The following is a 14,554-nucleotide window of genomic DNA, read 5'->3' as shown; positions in this document are numbered from 1 at the left end:
CCACCAGCGACTCTTCCACGCTGGACTCGCGGCGTTTGTAACGCTCGATGATCTGAGTCTCGAAGCTCGCTCCACGAAGCTTTGGGACCTTCAAGGTCACTTTGCCCGCTCCAGTCTCCAATCCCCGTTCATAATGTCCGCTGCGATGGGCCGAACGCTCTTCGCTGCGCTCATAGCGACCGGCATTGCACAGATGCTCCGCCTCGGCGTTCAAAAGGCCGTTCAAGGCATCCTCTACCGTTCCACGGACGAATCCGCTTAGGTCCTTCTTCAGATGATCGAAGTTGATGCGAACAACTTCACTTGCTTCGGCCTCCCGGCCTGTTACTGTCTCTTCAGGTGTCTTTTCGTTGGTCTCTTCCATGGCTGTTAGTTGTCGTTAACCAACTGCCTACCGGATAATCGGCGGAAAGGCACTCTTTTCAATTTTGCGAAACTTTTGGGACGTTACCTATCGGAATCCGAAGGGCCCGAATCGAAATCTGCCTGACCAATCTCACCTACAACTTCGACCACTATGCCTTTTTCCGAACATGATTCTTGGCTCCACAGTGCCCGAATGGGAGGGATGAGCAGGGAAACCCGCTCAAAAATCCATTCTGAATTTACAAATTCAGCCTTCATGTGACCAAAAATTCGACTCTAACTCCAGTATGGCGGAAAAATCCCAGTTGTTCGAAGTTCTCTCCTATGCTCCTATCTCAACGAACACCTGACTGGAGAGTAGTGAGCTGTTCCATGCAGCTCTTAAAAACCTCTACCCCAAATTCGGTTCTGATCTCTTCTTCAAGTTCAATAAAATCTTCCATCATCACCGAAGAACGATCAAAATGATTTAACGAATCAATGTTAGCTCGAAGGGAGCAAATAGCACTCAAAATCTTCGACAGATCATTCATTTCTATCTCGCTCAACTCAACCAAATAAGATGGCTTTTCAGCACGCGTAAACTTCAAACTATAAATATTCAACCCAAGAGGCTCGTCAATGTGAATGAGCCGCCCCGACTTAAGCGGAATTGCATTTGCAACATCCCGGTAGCGCTCCTCGAATTTCTTCTTCAAATTTCCATTTGCGTCCACGACCTTCTCGCCGATAACAAACCATCTACTACCCGAACCAGACATGCCAACATAAGTTGGATTGCCCTCACCGAAGATGACGACCCTTTCGGGTGTACCAATAAATACAGTTGAATCCAGTTTCCCGCAGAAGTCAGCTTCGACCACAAGCGGTCTAATGCTATTTTTCAAGCGAAACTCAGAGACCTTCTCACCTGGAGGGATTTCGCCCCAAATTCTAGATCCGTCTTCAAAACGATACGCAGAGTAGTTTCCTGATCCATGTTCGTATCGTTTCACCACGGCAAACAATCGATCTCCCTCAAAAACTTGTTCCACTATATAATTTGCCACGTCATGATCGTAAAAGTTTTTTGAATACAAACAACCACAAACAAGTAAGTGCATTCCGAATAGATAGATAAATATTTTTAAAATCATTTTTTTAAGCTTAGTTATGGGCAAGTCCCTGTTTGCTGATACGCACAATAATAAGTCAAATGAAAGAGAGATCCTACAGCATTTTTGGCTTGTTGCTCAATAGGACAACGATAATTCGGATCCTGACCGAGTTCCTGAACAGTGTCGTCAAAATGCTCTTCCATCTTGTCGCCAACAAATGCGGTCTCCGCATCCGCCGCAGCCTCCACTTCTGCTGTCGTCGGGTTTGGACCAAGGTCTACAATAGATTCGAAATTCGATATCTCATTATCATAGACATATGTTACACTAAAATGCTTTGCCGGATCAATTACACTTGAAACATTACCCTCAATTTGGTCGACATGAAATTCTTCTTCATGCAGAATCATAGGATAAAATTGCGAATTTGACGAAGTATTTCCAGTAATCGCTGAGGCATGAACATCTCTCACCAATGTTCCGATACCTACAATTTCCATTTTCCAATGCTCCTCATCTCCTTCAATAGGCGCGAACTCGTAGCTAGGAAAGCCATCAAACCAATCACGCTGAACACTTCCTGAACCCTCTAAGCAAGGAGTTGAACCATCGGGTGAAGCATTCACACTAAATCCACTTAACGTAACTGTTTCTTCCTCCCCCTCAATTTCATAAGTAGCCGTAAGTGTGTAATCAACAATCAGCGGGTTATTACAATCTCCCTGCCCACTGGAATACCACATAGCTCCAAATTCTCCGCTGATCCACTTCAATTCATCGCCCTGGCTTGCTTTCTGTAAAGTCGTTCCGCTATTTTCCACATTTACGAAATTCGTGGATCCATCAGGCTTTTTCGCGATGACATCCACATTACTAATTTCCGATTCAACCGATTCGGGTGTAGTTACCAGTGTAATAGATACTTGTTCACCATCGCAATACTCCGTGTTTGAATGAGTAGCTACAACGTGATAAGTAGTAACCTGATGTGTCGCCGAAATGCCACTATCCTCATGTGTGGCTTTGATGGTGGCCGTGCCCAATGTATTTCCGCTCACTTGGATTGTTGAACCCGTTGTAGATTGCAGATCTATATCCCCATCCTCAACAGACCATGTAAAATTATCCCCCTCTAGTTCTTCTGAGCTCGCAGACAAATTAATAGAATCGGTCACTTTGCGAAAACTAAGTCCCGCAATCTCAACACTTCCACAGGGCTCGCATGAATCCAACTCCCCGTCGCTGTCACAATCATAAGCATCTAGAGGAAATTCTCCATCCAAACTAGAATCACAGGTAAGATTTCCGCAAGCGTCCTCGTACATATCGTCTACGCATGTATCCAAAACGCCGTCGCCATCACAGTCGTATGAACTCAACGGGTATTCACCTTCCATATCCTCATGACAAACACCGTTCCCACATGCGTCGTTGTATGGATAATCACCGTCCAAACTCGAATCGCAGGTTCCAATTCCGCAAGCACTTGTGTAAGGATAGGTGCCCACATCCGCCGGATCACAAACATTATTACCGCATTCGTCCTGACCTGCGTATGGCTGATCGCCCGGACAAACACATGGGTCACTTTGGGCCAGTACCAAAAATGGGCAAAGGATGCCCGACAAACCCATAACTACCTTAAATATCTTCATATGTTTTTCTTTCCGCTATTTTCCGATCTTCAATCATTCATTGACCCCTCAAACATCCAGGCCTTTCGAAAATGAGAACCAGTCAAAGTCTGGTCCGACAGCCACGCCGAGATTTTTTCTGGATCAGTAATACGAACCGACTCGCCCTCGGAAGTCCGCACAAGGAAATCCTTCCCGTCCGGGCGCTTCTGGAGGACCTCTCTGATTCCATCAGAGCCATAGCGAAAAATCGATTCGAAGCCCTCATTGTTATTCCCGTAGACAATCCGCCCGCTGCTGTTCCAAATCCGCGTCCATTGCCATTCGCCTTCTACGAACTGGCGCACGATTTCTTGTCCACCTTCTAACTCGTAGGTATAAGTCGTCGGTTTACCCTCTCCCCACTCGGTTGTCCGAACTCGACGGCCGTTTTCGAATACCCGCTCCTTTGTCAGCTCTCCTTCGACGAACTCTTGCACTCGGGAAAACTCTCCTCGCTCTTCCCATACCAGCTCCCGGACTTCATTGCCGCCAATCACCCGAATCAGGCGTCCATCCGGGTTATAGGCTCGCTGTTCGATCAATTTCCACGATTCCGCGGAAGCACCCTTTTTCTCCCTCCTGCGCAGTTCCCCATAAGCCGGACCCGGTGAAACAATAAACGTCTCGCGAAAAACCTCGCCCGTTGACGAATCGGTCCTTTCCCGGACTCCCGTTCGATAGTTATAGCTCCACAATTCTAGCGACCCGTCCTCCAGCTGCTTCTCGATGCGTACTGAATATGGAGCAATACCTCCCTTGCTCTGATTCTCTGCGAAATCCGGCTGCTCCGGATCCAATCCCTTGCTGGTCACCGTGTAGTCACCCCCGGAATCTTCGACCAGGAATCCGCTGCGGGCCTCCCACGCGAGAAAGCCGCGATCCACTCCCCCCCGCATCCCGCAGGCTTAGACGGTTTACCGGAAGGCGGACGACCTTCGTTATTCCCGGCTGATCCAACACTCCCACCGTCCGCTCATTCAATTCTCCTTTCTCGTAGACGAAAGCCTCGATATCTCCGTCCGGATTGACCAACTCGGTGAGAAAGTTCACGCGGTAATCTGAATAGTCCGACCTCCCGTCAGGGGCGGTCCAGTCGCCCTTCCCCATTTCGATATGCCACACACGATCTTCGATCCGAATCGCCTCCGGAGTTCGCCCGGCATAAACGATCTCCACCGGACCTTCGCGACGGTTGGACGGACGAATCATCCGCGGGTAATTACTTCCGCCAAGCCAATCGACCTGATATTCTGGGCTCTCCTCACCCATTTGAAAGGAATGCAAACGACCTTCTTCATAGTGAAACCACCAAGCCGGGTCCTCAGTTGAAGTCACGGTCGCCTCGATCTCATCCCGATCCTTCTCCCAAACCGCCGTCCACTCCCCGTCCCGGGAACGGAAAATCTGTTCATCCTCATCCGATTCTTCCTCCTGCCGATCTCGCGGAAAGAACATTCGGCGACCATTGGGCACCTCCCATACCGCCTCGTAGTCCTTCACCCGCACAAAATCGCTGCGGAAGAACGGAAAGTGCCACCCCGGGCCGAGCGGCCCCGGCTCGAACGTCGGATCGCTCTGCAGAACCAAGTGGAGAGGGATCTCTGTCCCGTTGGGAAGACTCCAGGAACCAAGATGCCGCTCAATCTGCGCATAGCCCCGGAAATTTGCGTTGCCGACAGGCGTAGGCAGCGGGTCCCAATTCGTAATTGAAGCAGAGACATTGGGAATAAGTAGGCACTGGAGAAGAACAAGAGAGAGAAGGAGACCGATCCAACGCTGAGGTCTCTCATCCGCCTTCGTCCTGCGGGCACTCCGGCGGGCAGGCATGAGGCGCAGAGCACACAGAGGAAAATCCTCGTCAAGACGATTGGTCCCTGCAACCCACGTCTCCGCGCTCTTTCGATCCGTCATCACGACTTTACCGCAGTTCCAATTATACTTCTACTATTTCTCTGTGTGTTCAGCGCATCCGTGAGGAATTTTCCCCAGCCCTCAGGCAGGAATTTGGTTTGGCATACTGTCGGAAGGACCACCTCCACCGCCCTCGTCATTATCATCGTCATCGTCATCGTCATCGTCGCAGTCAGAAGACAGCAGTATTGGATCACCCAGGAAAATCGAGTCAGTGTTCACAGCGGCCCAACCGCCTAGCAGTCCGAGTGCCAACAGCGCTGCGAGTAATATTTTTGTTTTCATAGTTATTCTGTTTTTACTTTTCGGTTTATAGAAGATTTTCTTAGACTTATGGCGCGTGAAGGGTTCGCCACGACTCGACCAATGCGTCCGAGGGAAGAATGGCCGCCAGCCCCGGCTGGAGCAGGACTTCATCCGCGTCGATGGTTTCGCCGGAAAGGACATCGACCAGAACCGGAGACGAAGATTCGTCCCCGTGAAGCACCTCGCCGAAAAATTCCCGCACGAACTGCTCGAAATCACCATTACGCACATGACCCGTCCCCTCCAAGCTCACCCATGTCCACGGCTTGCCAAGGCGGCGACCTTCATAAAAGTAAGCGAAACTCGGAAACCAGCGAACGCCATCCTGCTCGCCGCAGGCGACGATGCCGGGAGGAAGGATCTCGCTCTCGGACGGCGAATCCCAGAACTGGGCCGAATAGGCCGACCAGGCGATGACCCGCTCGGGCACCCACTCGGAGAAACGGCTCACAAAATGGGCTCCCCCCGAAAATCCATAGATAAGAATCGGCAGGTCTTTGCCGTAAACCTCCTGTATCTCCTTCAACAGAGCCTCTCCAGAACCCTGTTCAGGCCAGTAATAGCCCTGGCGCGCATCAGAATACATGGGCCCGGCGGGCGAAGTATAATGAATCGCCATCAACCCGAGAGCGTGCCGATCGGCAAACTCCCGCCAAGGGGTTTCCTCAAGGAAAAAGGCCCCGTCTCCATTCATCCCCGGACAAAGGACCAACACCGCCTCCTCTTTGCCAGTTGTTGGCAAGGCGCGATGCTCGAAAAGATCTTCAGCCGCGAGAGGGCCAGCGACCAGGAGGAGGGCCAGCAGGACGCGAATTACTCCAACGCATCTTTCTCTCACGGAAGCACGGAGCACACAGAGGAGCTTATAACGGTTCAATTGAATCATCTCGATACTCCAAATCTCCGAGTGCTCTGCGCCTCTGTGAGAACCCCTCCCATTATCTCACCAACGCGTGGGCGAAGTACAACTTTTCCTGACCATCCGGCAGCATTGCCGTGATTCGAATCAACCCCCGATTGGGTGCCTCAGTCGATGCCACCGTGACCAGGGCTTCCCGAACCCCCGTCCCTTCGACTTCTGCGGCTCCAGTGGGCTCAACGTCCAACATTTCGATCGAAACCCCCTCGGCCTCAAGATCGATCCCGGCGATCTCAACGCCCATCTCTTCATTCGGAAGGATCTTCAAGGTCTTCACATCGGGAACCTCACCCTTGCGCCAGAGAAGCATTCCGGGCTCGATGGAGACCAGCTTGGGAATATCGACCTCGAGGGTGAGCAGAATCTGAGGCTGGGCCACCGAGTCGGTGGTCAGACGTACCGTCTTGCGCTGCAGCCCTTGGCGGGAACCTATGTTGAATGTGCCCGTGATCTCTCCGGATTCTCCAGGCGCATACGTTTTCTTGTCGAGCTTCGCCGTCGTGCAGCCACAGGACGATTTGATCTCGGTGATCGTCACCTCCGTTTCTCCCGAGTTCTCAAACGGAAACGCGAACTCCACCTTCTCCTGCGAGACTCCCGCCGTCTCTTTCCAAACTCGCTCTTCGAACGACAAATCCGCAAGCGCACTTCCGGAGGCGATCACAAGTAGTGCTCCTAGCCCGACAACCCTAGTAACTGAAATCAGATCAATCATTGCTCTGGAAACGCCGTTTTTTATTTTTAAAGTCAACCGATAATAGAAAAAGTTACGATTTATTTCCCGGACATGGGAAAATCCCCCACAAAAACATCGGTTCGCATGGGTAATTTCCCCACAACCGTATCGCTCGGCCTTGGCAATTGTAGAATATCGATTGACCAAACGGGTGAATGAAAGAATTCCCTAAACTTTTTTTAGGGGTCGAAATGGGCCATTGTAGGGCCCGCCTTCAGGCTGCGCTCCCGCGCCGGATCGGCAGTTGAAACACTCGACGACTATCGAAAAATCCGCAACAGTCCATCCCGCTCCAACGAAAGCCGGGGCTGAAGCCCAATGCCATTGCATAATTCAATGGTGGCCGAGGATGGTTATTTTGACAGGTTGTTTTGATTCGGTTCTTTCGCGGATTTTTGGCCAGTGTTTTTGATTTTGTCGGACTTTTCTCGGGCAAGATCGTTTTCTTTTTTGCGGGGTATTGTAGAGGCTGGCATGATGGGATAAGCTCTGGGCGCTGGCCTCGAACTGAGCCTGCGAGAGGTGGATTCCGACCTGGCTTTGCAGGGGCCAGAGCACGCACATGTTTTCCTGGACGACGTCGAAGCCCACGCGCCGGGCAGTTTCTGAAGAGCCGTTAATTGAGGCGAGGCGCTGGCGCTCTTTAGCGATCAAGGCGCTAGCCCATACCATCGAGAGTATCTCGATGTGGGCGGTCTCCAGCAGCTGGGCACTGAGATGCTTGTGTTTCTTTAGTTCCAGTTTCATTTCCCGGCAGGAACCTTCATGTTCCCATCGCTGTTGGTAGAGGCCGATCAAGGTCTTAGCCGGATCGATCCGGCAATCCATCAGATCGGTCCAAAGCCGGTAACAGTCGATCCGGCTCTCACCCTGCGCATCAGTGCTGGCGATCTCAAAGCGGATTTCCCGCACAAGATGGGTAGCGATAATGTCCGCCGGACGGCGACGGCTGCGCACGTCCACCTCTACGATCCAGGATCCGTCTTCGAGTTCTTCGATCCTGCGGCTTGTTTGTGAGCCGGATACCTTCAGCAAGAACGCACCGTAATTGCCCTGTTCGACCATCTGGTGCAAAAACCATCCCACCCCGTAAAGTCGGTCTCTTAGGAGCATGTCTGCCTTAGTCAGTTTCTTCAGCAATCCAACGGAGAGCTCCAGCTCCGATTCTCCTTCGATCCCCACGCGGACTGCCAAAGGGTTGTGAGGCCCCAACTCCACCAGAGAACTCGCATAAATCTGCGGAAAAGCTGCCTCCCCGGGCTCCTACTCCAGACTGCGGCGGCTCTTCGACTTCGGCACCTTCTCAACAATCGCTTTGCTGTTGATCAACGTAAAGCATGTCCCATCCGATTCCTACCGTCCGATAACCCCGGTAGTAGCCTCCAGGGTTACTGCTGCGATCCCCGATCGGGCCCAGCAAACATTCGCCCACAGCTTCCAACTGCTCCTTCGATACCTTTGCAAGGCGACGGGATACCGTAGATCCATCAAGACTTCTGGCACTCGTCATCTTTACATGCTCAGCCATCCCTCCACGTCTGAAGATCTTCTGACGCATAGTCGAGAACAACAAAGTCCCTAAACTTAACCCAGCTCTGCGGCCGCGAATGCTCCTGCTTTCAAGCCTCGCCGCATCGCAAAGCACCTTGTCGATCTTGCATGCCAGTCCTTTCGAATCCGTAAAAGTAACATCCCTTTCGTGCATCCATATCTTGCAACATAACACTGAACGCACGTGCAGGTTTTTTCTTCCAAAATCCTGCAGTTCTTTTTCGATTGGCTAATTATGCAATGACATTGGGCTGAAGCCCTCGCCTACTTCTCCTCGCCCTCGATCTGGGGAAAGGGCGTCGCCTTCGTCCCGGCGATGTGGACCGTCCGGGTCGGGAAGGCGAATTCGATCTCCTCTTCGCGGAACTTCTCCAAGATCTCCTCATTGATCCGTTGGCTGAATTCGAGGAAATTCCAGTACTCCGGCGGGTGGTACCAATAGATCATCAAGATATTGAGCGAATCCCGGTTGAACTCATTGAAAAAGACCCGCGGGGGGAAATCCGCGTAGTTGATCGGCGCGTTTGGGTCGTCCGAAGCATGAATGCCCCCCTCCGAAACTTCATGCGGCTCGAGAAGTTTCCGAATGATCTCCACCGCCCGATTCACTTTCTCGATCGGCATTCCGTGAGCCAGATGAATGCTCGAAACCCGGCGAATGTAGGGCCGCAGCCCCACGTTCTCAATCTCGGCATCGGCCATCCGCTCGTTCGGGATGCTGGTGACATGCCCATTGAGGAGGCGGATGCGCGTCGACCGCAGGCCGATTTCCTCGACCGTCCCGTCGTGACCACTGACGATAATCCGCTGACCAACCCGGAAGGGTCGGTCGATGAGGATCATCAAGCTTCCGAAAATGTTCCGCAACGTGCTCTGGGCCGCCAGAGCGACCGCCAAACCGGTTACCCCGGCCCCGGCGATCACCGTCGCCAGCGAAAATCCGATCTGCTGCAACCCCTGGATCAATACGCCCAAGCAAACGATGATACTTCCGATCCGGATCCCGATTCGTGCCAGATGGGAGTCGAAAGTCCTCCCCTCGAACCGCTCGGAGCGCGTCACCAAATCACAAATCACCGTCCCCAGCACAAACGTAACGATAATGCCACTGGCGAGAAGCACCAAATATAAGAGATAGGTCACCACCTGGAAGACCTCACCCGTAATGAAGATCTTATCGTCGATCAGATTGTAGCCCAAGAGGCTCACCCCGATCGCAGAAGAGGGCACGATGAGCATGCACAGATGGCGGAAAAGAGCCGATCGCTCCCGGGAAATCCGCTTCAACACCTTTCTCAGCAACCAAACGGAAAAGGCCGCGATCAAAATGACCGCGAACATGGAGAACCACTGCCAGACGGTCTGCTCGTAAAAATCTCTCAACATCCAATCGGGCAGAGCATCGATCCATTCGGCAGGGATGATCGGGTTCGGAGTCAGGAAGAAATAATAGTAGAAGTCTTTGGCGGCCTCACTGACGTAGGGCATCTCTCGCACGCGCTGGAAGACGGCCTTCGCCTCGAGAAGCGTATTCTCCGTAAACAGATACCGGCCCTCCTCCGGACCACTGTTCACCCGGGCGATCTCAAAGGGCAGACCTGGAATCTGCCAACGAGCCGGCTGCCCCTCGGCGATCGCGGCCCGCATCGCGATTTCCCCGGGAATGTGATCGAGATCCGGCAGTCCGACCCGGTCAATGATCTCCCTCAGGTAAATACCAGCGGCCGACGCATAATCCGCCCGCAACGAAGGCGGCACGTTCCTCATGTCAAAGAAGTCTTGGATCTCGCCAAAAAGATGCATCACCTCGATCCGGTCCTCCGGCGAATAATCCTCGGAGGAGATGAGGTCATGAAACCGCTGGGTGAGCTTGATGAAACTCACGATCGTATCCCGGGGGCTGCTCGTGTTCGCCGGGTGAAGAAGATAGCGCTCGTCCTCCTCCAGTTCGTGAGAGGCCAATTCGTCTAAGATTCCCTGCACCTCTTCCGGATCCTCCGATGGTGTGATTAGGTCTCCAGGATTTTCGATAGCACCCCATAAAAAAGATGACCCGAGGAAAAATGAGTAAAAGAGTGCAAACAAACGCATGGCTTCCTTAGAGGAGATTCTCAGTGAATCGATATCGAGAGAGGATTGGAAGCACTCAGTTCCAGATCCGATTCGCCCCTTTCCTCTATCATAGTCGCCCCCCTACTATCAAACTGGCCAATCCGCTCCAATTTTGCAGAATCCCACTCTTACTCGTTTAGAAACCCCAGCCTCTAAACCCTAGAGCTCACCCAGAATGCCAGACTGAAAAAGAATTTCACCTACCAATCCCCGATAGCCACGAATAGCCCGACTCGGATCCATTCGCACCGGATCCCTCCTGTATCATTCCGCACTCTCAAAGTAGCTCTCTCTTGCGAAAAACCATGAGCATCAGATCGTTTCGCTTTTTCATACTTCCTCTCGTTTTGGTGAGTATGCATCCGCCGACGCTGGATGCTCGCACCTTTACAGACACCCAGAACCGCACGCTCGAGGCTGAGGTGGTCTCCGTCCAGGAAAGATCAATCACAATTCGGCGAAGCGACGGACGTCGGTTCACAATCCCGATCAGTCAGCTCAGCGATGAAGACCAAGCCTACATCGAGGAATACAAACGCCAGAAAAGGGCCGCCGAACCCTCTGCGCTCGAAGGCCCTGACGTGAAACAACTCAACGATAGCTTCGGAGTGCCTCTTTTCGGCGAGACCGTTCTCTGGGAAGAGTCCGCGAAGGCGATCGCCAAACGCCTGAACTGGCCACGAGAATCCCAAACCGAATCGCTTTCCAGCTACCGGTTATACCCCGATGACTCCTACACCATTCTCAAGTCAAGGCCCTACTCAGCCGTTCTCTATGGCGAAAATGACAAGGCAACGAGCCTCTCCATGGTTTTTGCGAACAAAGGCGATCTTCCAACCCGAAACCCCGAGATCATCGAGGATGCCGTCGAGCTGGATGGCGAAACCATCGAGAACCAGCTCGTCAACCTATTGGGAAAACCAGATCGGATGAATCTCGGCCGATACGACATGAAGGAACGCGTGAGCCGCTGGGACTGGAGAGACCACGCCATCCTCCTCAGCCAGCAGGATGGCGAATATGTGAGCCTCAGGATCATGCCTCCAGACATCGCCGACAACCGAGGCTTCAACGACCGCATCACTAAGGCCGAAATGCGCGAACGCCTTCTGGAGCACGTCGTGCGGTATCCGAACGGCGACGTTCTCATTCAAGGCATTCCCATGGTCGATCAAGGACCCAAAGGCTACTGCGTCCCTGCCACTTTCGAACGATATCTCCGCTTTCTCAGTATCCCCGCCGACATGTATGTTTTGGCGATGGCCGGGCAGACCGGAATCGGCGGAGGCACCGACATCCGCAAGATCGTCGAAAACGCGCAATCCTACGTCTCCTATTCCGGGCGCGATCTCGAGGAAGAAAGGATGGAAGCCAACATTAAAGACGTTTCCGACTTCATTGAGGAGGGGGTCCCCATCATGTGGACCCTCCTCTCTGGAAGAGACTTCAATGAGATCGCAAATAAACGCACCCGGGAACGCGAGAAGCAAAAAGACTGGGAAGCATGGAAGGAGCGCTGCGAGAAAGAAAACGAAGTCGTCAGAGCGACCATTCCCCGTGACCGCGAAGCTGCCCACATGTGCATGATCGTTGGTTACAATGAGGGAACTGGAGAATTGGCCATTTCCGATTCATGGGGAAAATTCTTTGAACTACGATGGATCACGGTGGGCCAAGCAGAGCAAGTCTCCCTCGGCAATTTCTACATCATCGATCTCTAATACCGTCAGACAGCCCCCGAAGGACTTCTTATTGCCAACGGCTTTAGGCTTTCTTTGGAAAGCCCCCCCGACTCTTTCTGAGTGAACTCTCGCCCAATTTTTAGGCACCTGAACTGCTCCGCGTAGGCTTCCGACTCCACAGTAGTCGACCTAATTTCTACAATCGCCCAAATCTCTTTTCTCCAAAATTCTGGCTCACTCCCTTGACTCACTGCGAACACCTACCAGCCTTACGAATTCTTAACTTCAAATCGAAAACTAACCAGATACATCCATGATTACTGTAGGCGACAAGTTCCCTGAATTCAAAGTCAAGGCCTGTAACGGCCTCACCAATGACGACCTCATCGACCTCACCGACAAGAGCTACGAGGGCAAATGGAAGGTCTACTTCTTCTACCCGAAGGACTTCACCTTCGTCTGCCCGACCGAGATCGTCGAGTTCAACAAGAACGTCGATGAGTTCGAAGACCGCGACGCCGTGGTCCTCGGCGGCAGCGCCGACAACGAGTTCTGCCACCTGGCCTGGCGCAACGACCACGAAGACCTCAAGGGTCTGAAGTTCCCGCTCATCGCCGCACCCAAGCTGGCCCGCGAGCTCGGCATCCTCGATCGCGAAGAAAGCGTCTGCCTCCGCGCGACCTTCATCGTCGATCCGCACGGTGTCGTCCAATACTCGGCTGCCAACAACCTGAGCGTCGGTCGCAATGTGAAGGAAATCATCCGCATTCTCGACGCCATTCAATCCGACGAGCTCTGCCCTTGTAACTGGAACAAAGGCGAAGAAACCATTAAGGTCTAAGACCTATGGACCAAATTAAAGAACTCCTGACGGAGCTTCCCGAGGAAGCCAAGGACCTTCGGATCAACCTCAAGCGCGTGCTTGAGGGCGAATCGCTGACCAGCGATCAGACTTGGGGCACCGCTCTGGCCGCGGCCTACTACATCCGCCATCCCGAGCTCACCGCCGCCGTTCTGGCCGATGCCAAGGCCGCCGGGGTTGCCGAGGCCACCCTCGAAGACGCCCGCGCCGCCGCCGCCATCATGGGCATGAACACGATCTACTATCGGTTCCGCCACCTGATGAAGTCCGAAGCCTACAACCAGCGCCCGGCCAACCTCCGCATGATGCGGATGCAGCAGGTCGCCAGCACCAAGGAAGACTTCGAACTGTTCTCCATCGGCCCCGCCGCCCTCGCCGGCTGCGAAATGTGCCTCAAGGCCCACGAAGCCGCCGTCAAAAAAGGCGGCATGAACGAGGACAACGTCCACGACGCCGTTCGGATCGCCTCGATCCTCCACGGAGTCGCCGTCGCCCTCGACTCGGCAGACGCCTAAGGACACGGAACTCAGGTTTTCAACCAACGTCTTTCAGAGGCGCTGCTCCCAAGCAGCGCCTCTTTTTTTTGGCCATTTCCCATCTCAACATGGGGAAGCCTTCAGCCCAGCTAGAAAATCGAGAAAGTGGCGGCAAAACAGATAATTTCCATCTACATCCCTCTCGGCAAATCAGCGATGATCCAATGCAGATCAAACCACGCGCTCACGCGGGAGAAGCAGAGTATCGTACCCGCTCGGCTTTCGCTGCGCGGTCGGAAGAAGACGGAATGACTTTATCCATCACGAAGCCGCGGAAAGGTGGCAGTTGAAGCTGAGCGAGCACGCCACGATCCAACGTCTTCCAGTAGGACAGCAGCTTCAGCTGCGTCCCGGCGGGGACGCATCACAGATCCACGCATCCGCACGGTGCCCAAGACTTCGAAATGGCTATCGCCATTCCGCTCCAAATTCATTCCTGAACCGAGAGAAGACACCTCATCCTGCTATACCGCGCAGCTGAAGCTGAGCGAGCACGCCACGATCCAACGTCTTCCCGTAGGACAGCAGCTTCAGCTGCGTCCCGGCGGGAACGCATCAGAAATCAACGCATCCGCACGGTGCCCAAGGCTTCGAAATGGCTATCGCCATTCCGCTCCAAATTCCTTCCTGAACCGAGAAAAGGCACTTCACCCTGCTATACCTTGCAGCTGAAGCTGAGTAGGCACATCCCGATCCAGCGTCTTCCCGTAGGACAGCAGCTTCAGCTGCGTCTCGGCGGGGACGCATCGGAAATCAACGCAGCCGAGCGGTGCCCAAGGCTTCGAAATGGCTATCGCCAT

15 protein-coding genes are annotated in these 14,554 nt (G+C 53.2%); 4 read left to right on the top strand and 11 right to left on the bottom strand.

Annotated features, from left to right (window positions below):
- The 5 genes from H5P30_RS09370 to H5P30_RS09350 form a co-directional block, all read right to left on the bottom strand.
- A partial coding sequence (locus H5P30_RS09370) for a transposase (RefSeq protein ID WP_185691791.1) occupies window positions 1–364 on the bottom strand: 364 nt, incomplete at its 3' end.
- 337 nt (window positions 365–701) lie between these two features.
- Complete coding sequence (locus H5P30_RS09365) at window positions 702–1,502, bottom strand: hypothetical protein (RefSeq protein WP_185692686.1); 801 nt, start codon at window positions 1,500–1,502, stop codon at window positions 702–704.
- A gap of 14 nt (window positions 1,503–1,516) precedes the next feature.
- A complete protein-coding gene (locus H5P30_RS09360; RefSeq protein ID WP_185692685.1) occupies window positions 1,517–3,118 on the bottom strand; it encodes an Ig-like domain-containing protein in 1,602 nt (533 codons plus the stop codon).
- A 29-nt stretch (window positions 3,119–3,147) separates the two neighbouring features.
- On the bottom strand, window positions 3,148–4,035 hold the full coding sequence (locus H5P30_RS09355; protein ID WP_185692684.1) for a hypothetical protein: 888 nt from the start codon (window positions 4,033–4,035) through the stop codon (window positions 3,148–3,150).
- Complete coding sequence (locus H5P30_RS09350) at window positions 3,959–5,050, bottom strand: hypothetical protein (RefSeq protein WP_185692683.1); 1,092 nt, start codon at window positions 5,048–5,050, stop codon at window positions 3,959–3,961. The genes H5P30_RS09355 and H5P30_RS09350 overlap by 77 nt, the downstream gene beginning before the upstream one ends.
- A gap of 60 nt (window positions 5,051–5,110) precedes the next feature.
- Between H5P30_RS09350 and H5P30_RS09345 the strand changes: the two genes are divergently transcribed.
- Window positions 5,111–5,290: a hypothetical protein gene (locus H5P30_RS09345; protein ID WP_185692682.1), complete on the top strand. Its 180-nt coding sequence runs from the start codon at window positions 5,111–5,113 to the stop codon at window positions 5,288–5,290.
- A gap of 91 nt (window positions 5,291–5,381) precedes the next feature.
- Here the strand turns inward: H5P30_RS09345 and H5P30_RS09340 are convergent, their stop codons facing one another.
- The 5 genes from H5P30_RS09340 to H5P30_RS22465 all read right to left on the bottom strand — a co-directional run bounded on the left by H5P30_RS09340 (window position 5,382) and on the right by H5P30_RS22465 (window position 10,545).
- Complete coding sequence (locus H5P30_RS09340; protein WP_185692681.1) at window positions 5,382–6,242, bottom strand: hypothetical protein; 861 nt, start codon at window positions 6,240–6,242, stop codon at window positions 5,382–5,384.
- A gap of 52 nt (window positions 6,243–6,294) precedes the next feature.
- Window positions 6,295–6,990: a DUF1573 domain-containing protein gene (locus H5P30_RS09335; RefSeq protein WP_185692680.1), complete on the bottom strand. Its 696-nt coding sequence runs from the start codon at window positions 6,988–6,990 to the stop codon at window positions 6,295–6,297.
- 354 nt (window positions 6,991–7,344) lie between these two features.
- Window positions 7,345–8,151 (bottom strand): hypothetical protein, encoded by an 807-nt coding sequence (locus H5P30_RS09330; protein ID WP_185692679.1) that lies wholly within the window; start codon window positions 8,149–8,151, stop codon window positions 7,345–7,347.
- 163 nt (window positions 8,152–8,314) lie between these two features.
- Complete coding sequence (locus tag H5P30_RS09325) at window positions 8,315–8,539, bottom strand: hypothetical protein (protein WP_185692678.1); 225 nt, start codon at window positions 8,537–8,539, stop codon at window positions 8,315–8,317.
- Window positions 8,540–8,826: 287 nt separating this feature from the next.
- On the bottom strand, window positions 8,827–10,545 hold the full coding sequence (locus H5P30_RS22465; RefSeq protein WP_185692677.1) for a mechanosensitive ion channel domain-containing protein: 1,719 nt from the start codon (window positions 10,543–10,545) through the stop codon (window positions 8,827–8,829).
- A 434-nt stretch (window positions 10,546–10,979) separates the two neighbouring features.
- On the opposite strand from H5P30_RS22465, the gene H5P30_RS09315 reads away from it, so the two are divergent.
- The 3 genes from H5P30_RS09315 to H5P30_RS09305 all read left to right on the top strand — a co-directional run bounded on the left by H5P30_RS09315 (window position 10,980) and on the right by H5P30_RS09305 (window position 13,733).
- Window positions 10,980–12,395, top strand: coding sequence for an SHD1 domain-containing protein (locus H5P30_RS09315; protein WP_185692676.1), 1,416 nt, complete (start codon window positions 10,980–10,982; stop codon window positions 12,393–12,395).
- A 274-nt stretch (window positions 12,396–12,669) separates the two neighbouring features.
- A complete protein-coding gene (locus H5P30_RS09310; RefSeq protein ID WP_185692675.1) occupies window positions 12,670–13,197 on the top strand; it encodes a peroxiredoxin in 528 nt (175 codons plus the stop codon).
- A gap of 5 nt (window positions 13,198–13,202) precedes the next feature.
- Window positions 13,203–13,733 (top strand): carboxymuconolactone decarboxylase family protein, encoded by a 531-nt coding sequence (locus tag H5P30_RS09305; RefSeq protein WP_185692674.1) that lies wholly within the window; start codon window positions 13,203–13,205, stop codon window positions 13,731–13,733.
- A gap of 668 nt (window positions 13,734–14,401) precedes the next feature.
- On the opposite strand, the gene H5P30_RS09300 is transcribed toward H5P30_RS09305, so the two are convergent.
- Window positions 14,402–14,554 (bottom strand): hypothetical protein, encoded by a 153-nt coding sequence (locus tag H5P30_RS09300; protein WP_185692673.1) that lies wholly within the window; start codon window positions 14,552–14,554, stop codon window positions 14,402–14,404.

This window comes from Puniceicoccus vermicola, from assembly GCF_014230055.1.
Lineage (GTDB): Bacteria > Verrucomicrobiota > Verrucomicrobiia > Opitutales > Puniceicoccaceae > Puniceicoccus > Puniceicoccus vermicola.
Note: the sequence above shows the minus strand (reverse complement) of the source record. Positions and strands in the feature narration are given on the sequence as shown.

Coding starts and splice junctions, on each gene's coding strand:
- H5P30_RS09365 (WP_185692686.1), bottom strand. CDS start 1,502: ATGATTTTAAAAATATTTATCTATCTATTCGGAATGCACTTACTTGTT.
- H5P30_RS09360 (WP_185692685.1), bottom strand. CDS start 3,118: ATGAAGATATTTAAGGTAGTTATGGGTTTGTCGGGCATCCTTTGCCCA.
- H5P30_RS09355 (WP_185692684.1), bottom strand. CDS start 4,035: ATGCGGGGGGGAGTGGATCGCGGCTTTCTCGCGTGGGAGGCCCGCAGC.
- H5P30_RS09350 (WP_185692683.1), bottom strand. CDS start 5,050: ATGACGGATCGAAAGAGCGCGGAGACGTGGGTTGCAGGGACCAATCGT.
- H5P30_RS09340 (WP_185692681.1), bottom strand. CDS start 6,242: ATGATTCAATTGAACCGTTATAAGCTCCTCTGTGTGCTCCGTGCTTCC.
- H5P30_RS09335 (WP_185692680.1), bottom strand. CDS start 6,990: ATGATTGATCTGATTTCAGTTACTAGGGTTGTCGGGCTAGGAGCACTA.
- H5P30_RS09325 (WP_185692678.1), bottom strand. CDS start 8,539: ATGGCTGAGCATGTAAAGATGACGAGTGCCAGAAGTCTTGATGGATCT.
- H5P30_RS09315 (WP_185692676.1), top strand. CDS start 10,980: ATGAGCATCAGATCGTTTCGCTTTTTCATACTTCCTCTCGTTTTGGTG.
- H5P30_RS09310 (WP_185692675.1), top strand. CDS start 12,670: ATGATTACTGTAGGCGACAAGTTCCCTGAATTCAAAGTCAAGGCCTGT.
- H5P30_RS09305 (WP_185692674.1), top strand. CDS start 13,203: ATGGACCAAATTAAAGAACTCCTGACGGAGCTTCCCGAGGAAGCCAAG.
- H5P30_RS09300 (WP_185692673.1), bottom strand. CDS start 14,554: ATGGCGATAGCCATTTCGAAGCCTTGGGCACCGCTCGGCTGCGTTGAT.